The organism is Devosia sp. Root413D1 (assembly GCF_001425235.1).
GTDB lineage: Bacteria > Pseudomonadota > Alphaproteobacteria > Rhizobiales > Devosiaceae > Devosia_A.
Map to the genome: position 1 here is coordinate 260,658 of NZ_LMEA01000011.1, position 12,434 is coordinate 273,091.

The 12,434-nt window shown below is 64.6% G+C and carries 11 protein-coding genes; 7 read left to right on the forward strand and 4 right to left on the reverse strand.

Annotated elements, in window-relative coordinates; all coding sequences use genetic code 11:
• Positions 1–12 precede the first annotated feature (12 nt).
• On the forward strand, positions 13–789 hold the full coding sequence (locus tag ASC89_RS18630; protein WP_056000511.1) for a trans-aconitate 2-methyltransferase: 777 nt from the start codon (positions 13–15) through the stop codon (positions 787–789).
• Positions 790–1,063: 274 nt separating this feature from the next.
• On the opposite strand, the gene ssb is transcribed toward ASC89_RS18630, so the two are convergent.
• The gene (gene ssb / locus ASC89_RS18635) at positions 1,064–1,576 is read right to left on the reverse strand and encodes a single-stranded DNA-binding protein (protein ID WP_055879983.1); all 513 of its coding nucleotides are present in this window, start codon (positions 1,574–1,576) and stop codon (positions 1,064–1,066) included.
• A 414-nt stretch (positions 1,577–1,990) separates the two neighbouring features.
• Between ssb and uvrA the strand changes: the two genes are divergently transcribed.
• The 5 genes from uvrA (at position 1,991) to ASC89_RS28215 (ending at position 7,535) form a co-directional block, all read left to right on the forward strand.
• Positions 1,991–4,879, forward strand: a complete 2,889-nt coding sequence (gene uvrA, locus ASC89_RS18640; protein WP_056000514.1) for an excinuclease ABC subunit UvrA — start codon at positions 1,991–1,993, stop codon at positions 4,877–4,879.
• A 134-nt stretch (positions 4,880–5,013) separates the two neighbouring features.
• On the forward strand, positions 5,014–5,634 hold the full coding sequence (locus ASC89_RS18645) for an RNA ligase family protein (RefSeq protein ID WP_056001915.1): 621 nt from the start codon (positions 5,014–5,016) through the stop codon (positions 5,632–5,634).
• Positions 5,635–5,713: 79 nt separating this feature from the next.
• Positions 5,714–6,781, forward strand: a complete 1,068-nt coding sequence (locus ASC89_RS18650; protein ID WP_056000517.1) for a dipeptidase — start codon at positions 5,714–5,716, stop codon at positions 6,779–6,781.
• 248 nt (positions 6,782–7,029) lie between these two features.
• Positions 7,030–7,176 carry a hypothetical protein gene (locus ASC89_RS28520; protein WP_156384681.1) on the forward strand — a complete coding sequence of 49 codons (147 nt, stop codon included), beginning with the start codon at positions 7,030–7,032 and terminating at the stop codon, positions 7,174–7,176.
• Between the two features lie 209 nt (positions 7,177–7,385).
• Entirely contained in the window at positions 7,386–7,535 is a 150-nt protein-coding gene (locus ASC89_RS28215) for a DUF1127 domain-containing protein (RefSeq protein WP_082434573.1), read from the forward strand.
• Positions 7,536–7,686: 151 nt separating this feature from the next.
• On the opposite strand, the gene ASC89_RS18655 is transcribed toward ASC89_RS28215, so the two are convergent.
• Positions 7,687–8,334 carry a glutathione S-transferase family protein gene (locus ASC89_RS18655; RefSeq protein ID WP_056000520.1) on the reverse strand — a complete coding sequence of 216 codons (648 nt, stop codon included), beginning with the start codon at positions 8,332–8,334 and terminating at the stop codon, positions 7,687–7,689.
• A 122-nt stretch (positions 8,335–8,456) separates the two neighbouring features.
• Complete coding sequence (locus ASC89_RS18660) at positions 8,457–8,948, reverse strand: ester cyclase (protein ID WP_056000523.1); 492 nt, start codon at positions 8,946–8,948, stop codon at positions 8,457–8,459.
• Positions 8,949–9,175: 227 nt separating this feature from the next.
• Between ASC89_RS18660 and trmFO the strand changes: the two genes are divergently transcribed.
• Complete coding sequence (gene trmFO, locus ASC89_RS18665) at positions 9,176–10,567, forward strand: methylenetetrahydrofolate--tRNA-(uracil(54)-C(5))-methyltransferase (FADH(2)-oxidizing) TrmFO (RefSeq protein ID WP_056001918.1); 1,392 nt, start codon at positions 9,176–9,178, stop codon at positions 10,565–10,567.
• On the opposite strand, the gene ASC89_RS18670 is transcribed toward trmFO, so the two are convergent.
• Complete coding sequence (locus tag ASC89_RS18670) at positions 10,551–12,395, reverse strand: DUF4153 domain-containing protein (RefSeq protein ID WP_056000526.1); 1,845 nt, start codon at positions 12,393–12,395, stop codon at positions 10,551–10,553. The two genes, trmFO and ASC89_RS18670, sit on opposite strands and share 17 nt — an antisense overlap.
• Positions 12,396–12,434 lie beyond the last annotated feature (39 nt).

Sequence of the window (12,434 nt, forward strand, 5' to 3'; positions counted from 1 at the left end):
TGGAGGCACCTGATGAACGATCGTCCCGGGGCATCCTTTGAGCAAAGCGAGGTCGTCGACCTCTACCCGTTTCGTCCGCCCTACCCCGAAGCGGTGTTCGAAAAGCTGCGCGAGGTGGCGCCCCGGCACAACGCGATGCTCGATATCGGCTGCGGTCCGGGCAAGGTGTCCCGTCCATTGACGCGGTCCTTCGCCGATGTGGTTGCCGTCGATCCCTCGCAGCACATGATCGGGCTCGGCAAGAGCCTCCCCGACGGCCGCGCGCCGAACCTTCACTGGGTGCGCGGCCTCGCTGAGGACGCGCCGCTCGACGGTTGGCGCTTCGACCTCACGGTCGCCGCTGCCAGCATCCACTGGATGGATCATGACCGGCTGTTCCCGCGGCTCTTGGCGCACGCGGCGCCCGGCCACGTGTTTGCGGCAGTCTCCGGTGACGATGCCTTCGAGCCACCTTGGGAGGCCGACTGGCAGCGCTTCCTTGGCAAATGGGTGATGGAAGTCACCGGCCGCCGGCTCGATCCGCGATGGCGTGATGCGATCGCCAGTGACTTTGGCGGCCACGTCGATGTGGCGGGCCGCGCGTTCTTCACCGCGCCGGTCAACCAGAGCCTCGAGGATTTCATCAAGTGCCAGCACTCGCGCGACACCTGGGCCTATTCGAAGCTCGGCAATCGGACAGCGGCGTTTGACGCCGAACTGGCTGAGCTTCTCGGCCCATATGCCGTAGCGGGCCAGTTGAACTACACGGTGAGGACGCTGGTGACCTGGGGAAGCATCGTGCCGGGGTAGAGCATCTCGCGGACCGACAGGACTGCCAGCCGCGAAAACGCCGGTACTCCCGCGGGATCGCCTTCCCCACCGGTGTCATCCCAGCGAAAGCTGGGACCCATTTCGCCTCCCGCGCAGGTGGATAGATGGGTCCCAGCTTTCGCTGGGATGACATCGAGTGGGTTAAGCGAACTGTGCCTTCCAAAGGTAAAACGCAGCGCTGCCCCCGACCTCAAACAAAAACGGGCCGCTTGCGCGACCCGTCGTAACCCAGTTGTCCGATGCGGCTACCGCCTCAGAACGGGATGTCGTCATCCATCGAGCCGGATTCGAAGGCCGGGGCCGAGCTCGGGCGGCGCTCCTGCCGGGCCGGCGGGCCACCGAAGCCGCCGCCGCTGGATTCGCGCGGGCTGGAGAAACCGCCGCCACCCGAGGCGCCGGCGCCTTCGCCGTCATTGCGGCCATCGAGCATGGTCAGGTTCGAGTTGAAGCCCTGCAGCACCACCTCGGTCGAGTACTTGTCCTGGCCCGACTGGTCCTGCCACTTGCGGGTCTGCAGCTGGCCCTCGATGTAGACCTTGGACCCCTTGCGCAGATACTGCTCGGCGACGCGCACCAGGCCTTCCGAGAAGATCACCACACGGTGCCACTCGGTACGCTCCTTGCGCTCGCCGGAATTCTTGTCGCGCCACTGTTCGGAGGTCGCGACGCTCAGGTTCACCACCTTGCCACCCGATGGCAGGTTCCGCACCTCGGGGTCATTGCCGAGATTGCCCACCAGGATGACCTTGTTCACGCTGCCAGCCATGGCACTTTCCTTTCCAACTTTTCCCGGAAACGCGCCCGGGAGAAACTCCGGCGCGTATCCTACCGCTATCGTCCGCCCGGCGCGCGCGCCAAAGGGCCTTAGCCCACAGCTTCGTCGGCGCGTCGCTGTTCCCCTTATGTTCTCCTCGCGCCGCGGTTTGTCAAGCGTGGGCTGCAATGTGCCACCGCAGGACGGCACTTGACCGACTCTCGGGTTGTTCCTCTTATGTTCACGTGAAGTTTTGAGCAGAGCTGTGAACCGCCGTGGTGACAGGAACCGTTGCGGCGTGGTTAAGTTGCAAGTCGGGCGCCGGATACCCAGATGTGCGGCCTAGCCCCTCTTTTTTGAAACCCTGACACGATTTGGCACAAAGCGGCACTATGGTCGCTTGCCCTCGTCAAGTGGAAGTCTTTGATGGCCGACAGACCTAACCCGAACCGCGATCTCGTCATCAGGGGCGCCAAGGAACACAACCTCAAGAACATCGACCTGAGGTTGCCGCGCGACAGCCTCATCGTGATGACCGGGTTGAGTGGCTCGGGCAAGTCGTCGCTCGCCTTCGACACCATCTATGCCGAGGGCCAGCGCCGCTACGTGGAATCGCTGAGCGCCTATGCGCGCCAGTTCCTCGAGATGATGCAGAAGCCCGATGTCGAACAGATCGACGGCCTCTCGCCCGCCATCTCGATCGAGCAGAAGACCACCTCGCGCAACCCGCGCTCGACCGTCGGCACGGTCACCGAGATCTACGACTACCTGCGCCTCTTATTCGCGCGCGTCGGCATCCCCTACTCGCCGGTCACCGGCCTCCCCATCCAGAGCCAGACCGTCAGCCAGATGGTCGACATCGTCATGTCGCAGCCGCCGGAAACCCGGCTCTATCTGCTGGCGCCGATCGCCCGCGGCCGCAAGGGCGAGTATAAGCGCGAACTCAACGACCTGATGCGCAAGGGCTTTCAGCGCGTCAAGATCGACGGCGAGTTCCACGACATCGAAGACGCGCCTAACCTCGACAAGAAGATCAAGCACGACGTCGAAGTGGTGGTCGACCGCCTGGTCGTCGGCCCCGACATCGCCACCCGCCTCGCCGAAAGCTTCGAGACGGCGCTGAAGCTCGCCGATGGCATCGCCTTCGCCGAGTTCGCCGACGAGCTCGATGAGAACGGCGCGCCCAAGCGGCTGATCTTCTCCGAGAAATTCGCCGATCCGATCTCCGGCTTCACCATCCCCGAGATCGAACCGCGGCTGTTCTCGTTCAACAACCCGTTCGGCGCCTGCCCGGTCTGTGATGGTCTCGGTACCGAGCAGAAGATCGATCCGAACCTGATCGTCCCCGATGTCAGCCTTTCGCTGCGCGACGGGGCTATTCTGCCATGGTCGAAGACCAGCGCGCCCTACTACCTGCAGACCCTGCAGGCGGTAGCCAAGCACTATGGCGCCTCCACCGGCACCGCCTGGGAGGAGCTCTCCTTCGAGGTGCAGCACGCGATCCTCTTCGGCACCGGCTCGACGCCGATCAACTTCGTCTATGACGATGGCCTTCGTACCTACAAGTCGACCAAGCCCTTCGAGGGCGTGATCGGCAACCTCGAGCGGCGCTACAAGGAGACCGAGAGCGCCGGCATGCGCGAGGAAATCGAGAAGTACATGTCGCAGGCGCCCTGCGTCGCCTGTAACGGCTACCGCCTGAAGCCCGAAGCGCTGGCGGTAAAGATCGATGGCCTGCACATCGCGCAGGTCAGCGAGAAGTCGATCAAGGCCGCGGCCGAGTGGTTCACCACCCTGCCAGCCAAGCTCACCGAGCAGCAGAACAAGATCGGCGAGCGCATCTTCAAGGAGATCCGCGAGCGCCTCGGCTTCCTCAACGACGTCGGCCTCGACTATCTGACGCTGGCCCGCAATTCCGGCTCGCTGTCAGGCGGCGAGAGCCAGCGCATCCGGCTTGCCAGCCAGATCGGCTCGGGCCTCACCGGCGTGCTCTACGTGCTCGACGAGCCCTCGATCGGCCTGCACCAGCGCGACAATGCGCGCCTGCTCGAAACGCTGCAGCGGCTGCGCGATATCGGCAACACGGTGATCGTCGTCGAGCACGACGAGGACGCCATCCTACTCGCCGATTACGTCGTCGACATCGGCCCGGGCGCCGGCGTCAATGGCGGCCACATCGTCGCCGAAGGCACGCCGCAGCAGGTGATCAGCAATCCCAAGAGCATCACCGGCCAGTACCTGTCGGGCGCGCTCAGCATTCCGATGCCGGTGGAACGGCGGAAGCAATCGAAGACCAAGAAGCTCCACATCGACGGGGCGACCGGCAACAATCTGAAGAACGTCTCGGTCGACGTGCCCCTGGGCAACTTCGTCGCCATCACCGGCGTCTCCGGCGGCGGCAAGTCGACGCTGATGATCGACACTATGTATCAGGCGATCGCCCGCCGGCTGAACGGCGCGCGCGTCAACCCGGCGCCGCATAACCACCTCACCGGTCTCGAGCACCTCGACAAGGTGATCGACATCGACCAGTCGCCGATCGGCCGCACGCCGCGCTCGAACCCCGCCACCTATACCGGCGCCTTCGGTCCGATGCGCGAATGGTTCGCCGGCCTGCCGGAAGCCAAGGCGCGCGGCTATGGCCCAGGGCGTTTCTCGTTCAACGTCAAGGGCGGCCGCTGCGAGAAGTGCGAAGGTGACGGCGTCATCAAGATCGAGATGCACTTCCTGCCCGATGTCTATGTCACCTGCGAAGTGTGCAAGGGCCACCGCTACAACCGCGAGACCCTCGAGGTGCAGTTCAAGGGCAAGTCGATCGCCGATGTGCTCGACATGACCATCGACGAAGCCGTTGAGTTCTTCGCCGCGGTTCCCTCGATCCGCGAGAAGTTCCTCACCCTGCAGCGCGTCGGCCTCGGCTACGTCAAGGTAGGCCAGCCGGCCACCACCCTTTCGGGCGGCGAGGCGCAGCGCGTCAAGCTTTCGAAGGAACTCAGCCGCCGCGCCACCGGGCGCACACTCTACATGCTCGACGAGCCGACAACCGGGTTGCATTTCCACGACATCGCCAAGCTCCTTGAAGTGCTGCACGAGCTGGTCGACACCGGCAACACCGTGGTGGTCATCGAGCACAACCTCGAAGTCATCAAGACCGCCGACTGGGTCATCGACATGGGCCCCGAAGGCGGCGATGGCGGCGGCGAGGTGGTCGGCATCGGCACCCCCGAGGACATCGCGGCCAACCCGCGCTCGCACACCGGCCGCTTCCTCAAGGAAATCATGGAACGCCGCCCGCAGCGGACTGCGGCGGAGTAAAGCCGCTTGGCTGCGGGATGACTTCCGGCATCGAGGCATCGGCGAAGCGGTCGACCCGACAGCAGCCTGCCGGCGCGGTCCTTGCCTGGCAGGCGTGATTGCTTTGCAGCCCGACGGCGTGCTTGGTGCGCAGCATGAAGAAATACGGACGGACCTACCACCTGCCGATTTCGCCCGGCGTCACCAGCGACGACAAGGTCATGCTGGGGCTCGACGGGCTGATGGCCGACGATCTGGTGGTCACCGAGAAGATGGACGGCGAGAACACCACCATCCATCACGGGGGTTCGCACGCCCGCAGCCCCGATAGCCGATACCACCCATCCCGTGACTGGCTGAAGGCCTTTGCCGCTGGCATCAGCTCGCAACTGACCGATGGCGAACGCATCGTCGGCGAGAACGTCTACGCCCGACATTCAGTGGGCTATGACAACCTGCCGTCCTATTTCCTCGGCTTCGGTTGGATCATCGACGACGAGATCCAGCCCTGGGATGCCACATTGGCGCGGTTCGAAGAGCTCGGCGTCACGCCGGTACCAACACTCTATCGCGGGCCCTTCACGACAAGCCTGTTCGAAAACCTCGCCGCATCGCTGGATCGGACGAGGCAGGAAGGCTTCGTCGTGCGCGTCGCGGCTGCGTTCCCGGAAGCGGAAATGCCGATCCGCATGGGCAAATATGTGCGGGCGGGCCACGTTCAGGACGAGACGCACTGGATGAAGGCCGAGCTTATCGCCAACCGCTTGGCGAAGTGACACCGCCCGCGGAACCGGGCGGCGGGCTCTTGTTCCGATCCCCGGCCCCTGCTCTTCTCTCTATCAGACTCTCTCGCGCATGGACCTCACCTTGACCACGCCCCTCCCCATCTTCGACGGCCATAACGACGCGCTGCTGCGCCTGTTCAATTCGACTGCTGCGGACCCGGTCGCCGGCTTTCTTGCCGGTGGCGAGGACGGGCATATCGACCTGCCCAAGGCGCGCGCCGGCCATCTCGCCGGTGGCCTGTTCGCGGTGTTCTGCCCTTCGCCTGAGAAGATCGATTTCGGCGCCCTGCGCGCCGCCGGTGGCGAGGTGCCGATGCCGCCGCCGCTCCCCATGGACGCGGCCCGCCAGAGCGCCGTGCGGATGATCTCGCTGCTGTTCCAGCTCGAGCGCGCCTCCGCCGGCCAGTTCGCAGTATGCCGCAGCGCCGCCGATATCCGCAGCGCCATGGGGCGTGGAGCGATGGCGGCTGTCCTCCATATCGAGGGCGTCGAGTGCATCGATCCCGAGCTCGATTTCCTCGAAGTGCTCTATGCCGCGGGGCTCCGCTCGCTGGGCCCGGTGTGGAGCCGCAACAATGCCTTCGGCTATGGAGTGCCGTTCCGCTTCCCCGGCTCGCCCGATATCGGCCCGGGCCTCACCGAGGCCGGCAAGCGCCTGGTCGCGGCCTGCAATCGGCTGGGCGTGCTGATCGACCTGTCGCACCTCAACGAGCGCGGCTTCTGGGATGTGGCGGAACTGTCGAGCGCCCCGCTGGTCGCCACCCACTCCAACGCCCACGCCCTCTGCCCGACGCCGCGCAACCTCACCGACGACCAGTTGCGCGCCATCCGCGACAGCAACGGCATGGTCGGGCTCAACTTCGCCACCGGCTTTTTGAGACCCGACGGCCAGATGAACCCCGAGACCGATATCGAACTGATGGTCCGCCACCTCGACCACCTGATCGAGATCGCCGGCGACACCCATGTCGGCATCGGCTCGGATTTCGACGGCGCCATGATCCCGTCGACTATCGGCTCGGCAGCCGACCTGCCAGTGCTGGTCGAGGCACTCGAGCGCCATGGCTATGACCGGCCGCTGCTCGAGCGTATCGCTAGCAGCAATTGGCTGTCGTTGCTCGAACGCACGATCGGCTGAACCGAAGCGTTTTCAGGAAAAGTTGCAGACTTTTCCGGTTCGAAAGCGCGACCACATGAAACTGTTCGGCCCCGATCCCTGCCCTTTGTGGCGCCGGCCGGGCGGGTCGGCGCTTTTGCGCGAAATCTGTGACAGTCGCGTGAAATTGCCATGCATCTGATGCATGTCGGCACTGATAACTCACTGCATGCGCATTGGCGCAAATCGGCTCATGCTCCGGGTGTGGTGATCCGCAAAAGGAGAACGCCATGTTTGTTCGTGCCGTCTGGCGCCATCGGCGACTGGTCGACATCAGGCAGACCTTGCGGGAACTGGACGTCCCCACAACCCGCGATGCTCTGGGGATTGTGGGACCCGACTTCCAGAAGATGACCCGCGGACTGTTCGACCGCTAGCCCTTCATCTGTCGCTAACCATTCGAGAATGGCCGCCGTGTGCCCGGCGGCCATTTTCTTGCCCGGAGCCTGCCGCCAACCTGAATCGCAAATGAACGTGAGCGGTTAATGCCATGCACCAGACGCATAACGGTTCTGATACATCTCCATCTGCTCGTCCCCCACGAACGAGACTATCTATGTTCTCGTAAACGAAAGGAGACTTCCAAATGGGTATTCGCACTACGCTGAAGAAGTGGGCCGCCTACCAGCAGACCGTCCGTGAGCTCAATGCTCTCGACACCCGTCAGCTGAGCGATCTCGGCATCACTCGCACCGACATCCAGCGCATCGCCCGCGACCATGCGCGCACCATCTAACGGTTCGCTTTCTGGTTCGTGCCTGACGCCGGCATCTTAGAACGCTCGCTTCCTGATAGAAGCGGGCGTTCAGCCTTTCTGGGGCTCGGAGCGTTGTCAGGAAAAGTTGCAGACTTTTCCGGTTCGACAGCGCGACCAAGAATCAGTCTGGTCAAAACGCCAGCCGCCCCACCAGTTCCTCGTATGACACGTTGATCGCCTTGCGGAACGCCGCGCGCTCGTTGAGCCTCGAATGCCAGGCCTCGACATGCGGCAGCGATGGCCGCTCGATCGGCATGGTTGACCAGCGGAACAGCGACGCACCAGCGACGATATCGGCATAGCTGAGTTCGTTGCCGCCCAGGTACGGCGCTTCGGCCAGCCGCGCTTCCAGGAGGCGGAAGCACTTGATCGAAGCCGCCAGCGCCTTGTCGATCGCCGTAGCGTCCTGTTGCGCCACCGGCGTGCGCACCTTCAGCCAGAACAGCCCGATCCAGGCCGGCTGGAATGTCGTCGCCGTCCAGTCGGTCCACTGGTCCACCACCGCCCGATCACGCGCCTCCATCGGAAACAGCAGCCCGCTGCCATACTCGGCGCTCAGATAGCGGACGATGGCGTGACTCTCCCAGATCGTCAGGTTGCCGTCGCGCAGCGTCGGCACCAGCCCGTTGGGGTTCATCGCCAGATACTCGGGCGTGTCGTTGCCCTTGAAACCGCCGCCCAGCGGCACATGCTCGTAAGGCAGCTCGAGCTCTTCCAGCGCCCACACCACCTTCTGGACGTTCCCCGAGCTCAAGCGCCCCCAAAGCGTGATGGTCATGGCGTCTCCAGAAAGTTGCGTGGTTCCCACTCGCTAGCTATCTGGCGCGCAATGGCAAAACAAGGGCAGGCCGACCGAGCCCGCAAACCGTCATTCGCGGGCCGTGGCCTTGCTCTGTAGTCTCAGTTGGCCGCCGGGGGCTTCATGGCGCCCATCTGGGTCATCATCTGCAGGAGTTGCTCGACGTGCCAGACCTCGGCGAGCTTGCCGTCGCGGACCAGCCAGACATCGATCGCTTTGAAGTCCACCGGCTTGTTGGTGGCGGGCATCTCCATCATCTTCCCGTCATTGGTGCCCTTGGCGGTGGAAACCACGGTCACGTAGTCGCCACTCACCAGCACCATGTCGTTCTCGATCTTCATGTCGGAGAACGCCGCGGCAAACCCCTGAAGCTCCTTGGTCAGCGCCTCGACACCCGCAGCCATATCAGGGCCGCCAGTGTGATCGACGATGTCGGCAGCGATGAACTCCGCAAAGGCATCGAAGTTTCGAGCGTTGAACTCGGTGTAGAACCGCCGGGCGAGCGCCTCGTTTGCGGCGTCATCCGCCAGCGCTGGCCAGACTGCCAGGGCGAGCGCTCCGAGGGCGACAAAACCAACGAACAATCTCTTCATGTGGGCCTCCCTAAGCTTGGTGCACGCTGTCCGGGACCGGACCGTGACAGAGCGGGAAACGCGTCGCCGAGGGGGGCGACCCGGCCGCTCCAAGTTCCAGCACCGAGGGCCGTGGCGGGTAACACACGTCCCCGTGTCGTCCGGATCGCTCTGTCCCGCCGATGCGTGATGGCGAAGGCGCCGCCCCCAACGTTGCGCAGCCGCGCCCCAATTGCTATCTGGCGCCCATGTCAAAACACCTCGAACCCATTCATGTGATCGGCGGCGGGCTCGCCGGCTCGGAAGCCGCCTGGCAAGCCGCCGAAGCCGGCGCCAAGGTGGTGCTGCACGAGATGCGGCCTACCCAGAAGACCGACGCGCACCAGACCGAAGGCTTTGCCGAGCTGGTCTGCTCCAACAGCTTCCGCTCCGACGATCACCAGCACAACGCCGTCGGCCTGCTGCATGAAGAGATGCGCCGCTGCAACTCGCTGATCATGCGTGCCGCCGATGCGCACAAGCTGCCGGCCGGTGGCGCGCTGGCGGTCGATCGCGACGCGTTCTCCGATGCGGTCACCGCCGCCATCCACAACCACCCGAACGTCACGATCGAGCGCGGTGAAGTTGCGGGCCTGCCGCCCGAAGCGTGGCAGAACGTCGTCGTCGCCACCGGGCCGCTGACCTCCCCTGCCCTGGCCGAGGCAATCCAGCAGCTGACCGGCGAGGACTCGCTCGCTTTCTTCGACGCCATCGCGCCGATCGTCCACCATGAGTCGATCAACCACGACATCGTCTGGGCGCAGTCGCGCTACGACAAGGTCGGGCCGATGGGCAACGGCCAGGATTACCTCAACTGCCCGATGGACGAAGCGCAATACAACGCCTTCGTCGATGCGCTGGTCAGCGCCCCGCTGCATGAGTTCAAGGATTGGGAGAAGGTGCCGTATTTCGATGGCTGCCTGCCCATCGAAGTGATGGCCGAGCGCGGCCGCGACACGCTGCGCTGGGGCCCGATGAAGCCGGTCGGCCTCACCAACCCGCGCAACCCGACGGTAAAGGCGCACGCCATCGTGCAACTCCGTCAGGATAATGCGCTGGGCACGCTCTGGAACATGGTCGGCTTCCAGACCAAGATGCGCTACGGCATCCAGGCCGAGATTTTCCGCATGATCCCCGGTCTCGAGAATGCGCAGTTCGCCCGGCTCGGTGGACTGCATCGCAACACCTTCCTCAACTCCCCCAAGGTGCTGGATGCAAACTTGAGGCTTAAGGCGATGCCGCGGCTGCGCTTTGCCGGCCAGGTCACCGGCGTTGAGGGCTATGTCGAAAGCGCCGCCGTCGGCCTGATGGCCGGCCGCATGGCCGCCGCCGACGCGCGCGGCGAGCAACTGGCGATCCCGCCGGCCACTACGGCGATGGGCGCCCTGATCAACCACATCACCGGCGGCCATCTCGAGGCCGAGGCCTATTCCGGGGCGCGCAGCTTCCAGCCGATGAACGTCAATTTCGGCCTGTTCCCGCCGGTATCGATCGCCAAACCCGAAGGCCATGTCGGCCGCTGGAAATCGACCGAGAAGACCATCGCCAAGAAGGAGGCGATCACCTCCCGGGCGCTCGACGACATCATGGCGTGGGCATAGGCGGCCGGTCGGCGAACAATTGGCCCAACAGGCCGTTGACTTGCAGATCTTCGCGATCAGCGACCCGCTCCAAGCCCGCCGTGTCCAAGGCTAGCCGGTAGTTCGTTTCGGCGAAGGTGAAATCGATCCAGGGCTCAACCAGGTAGTCGTCAGTTTGACGGGCCGCGAACGCCGCAAGACTGACGACGACCGGAACCAGGCCACCTGATGCCGGCGCACCAGGAAGGGCCTCGATCCGCAACTGTCCGTCGTCGATCGACAGGGCAATCTCGCCGCCGCCTTCACGAGTCGTATTGACGTGCTCGCTCCCCTCTTGGTCGGTCCAACGCATGAACGTGCTGACCGTGGACCCGGGCTGCAGGATCGACACCTGCCCAAGGTAAAAAGGCGTCGCCGCGACCGGAACCGCGGTGACCCTGCGCCAGATCGTTGAGTTGTGTTGCGCTAGCATACTACCATGCGGGGCAAATCCGAGTGCCGGGAGAACCTCGGCGGAGCCATCGCGGTCGGCCGGCCAGGTTACCCCATACGTACCCATGACCTGCCGAACCCCGGCCCGACCTTCGGCGCTATCGCTGAGGTAGTCGATGATGGCTGTCGCCTGTGCGATTTCCGCGCCCGTCCAATCCGGTCTCGGCGGGCTGAGCGAGCGGTCCGCGCCGGCGTTCATGACCAGCGCGTCGAGCTTCCCCAGTTGCTGCTGCATGGGGAGACTGCGGTAGTTCCACGGCCCCACTGAAACCAGCAGCAGAATGAGGCCTGCGAGCGTCGGCACCAGCCGGATGTCGCCACGGCCGATAAGGAACACTGCGGCCAGCACCGCCGCCCACACGCCGCCTGCCGCCAGCAGCATGCGCTCCTCCGTGAGCCCGTAGGCATCGACCCGCGTCCACACCGCGACGAAGAACAGCGCCAGCGGCACCAGCGTCAGCCAGAACCACCAGGTGCGGAACACCCGGACCAGCGCCCGGCTGCGCATGAAGGGCGGATGCAACACCAGCCAGGTGGCGGCGCCGACGGTGACGAAGCCCAGCACCATCCAGCCAATCATACCCTCGGGCAGCTTCTGCGTGACGACGATCTGCAGCGTATAGGCGAGGAGGATCAGGCCATAGATCAGCAGCAGCGGCACCAGCACGAACTGACCGAGAAAGCCAAAGGCACGCGGCAGGAAATCCGGCCGTTGCAGCTCCTCGGCGCGATAGCCGGAGAGGCGGGGCAGCGTCGAAAGCCAGTAGACCGGGGTGAAGAACAGCCCGGTGAGGGGTAGCACCCAGTTGTAGAAAACCTGCCCGGTCTCCAGCCCGAACAGGATGCCGAGCGATCGTTCGATGGCGGCAAGGCCCAGCGCCACGATCAGAAAGGCGGCAGCTGCGATCACGGCGGTGGCAAAAGCCTGGAAGTTCACCCACCAGAAGCGGTTCTGTACTTCCTCGCGCGGAGCGCCGCGCTCGATGCGGGTGAATGGCGAGACCGAGAGCCAGAGCACCGCGACGGCAGGCAGCGCATAGGGCACGAACCAGGCGATGTCGGTGATCTGGAACGCTGCGGCGACGGCGATCGGCAGGGCGTATTTGAGGATCGCGCCAACGAAACGCGCCTCTGGCCGGCTCTCGGCGAAATAGACCCCGGCCACTGCGAGCACCGCCGCGGTGGCGCAGCCAAGCGCCGCGCGCGCCCACTGCTCATCGCGCATCCAGTCAACGCCGTTGATGGCGCCGATGACGATGATCGTGGTGAGGGCGGCAAACAGGATGGCGAACGGGAACCGCTGGCCGGTCGACAGGAAATCCGGAGCCTGCTTCTCCAACCACGCCCTGAAGCCCATCGCGCCCTCTTCCCTCAGGCAATGCCTGCGGTGTCATGA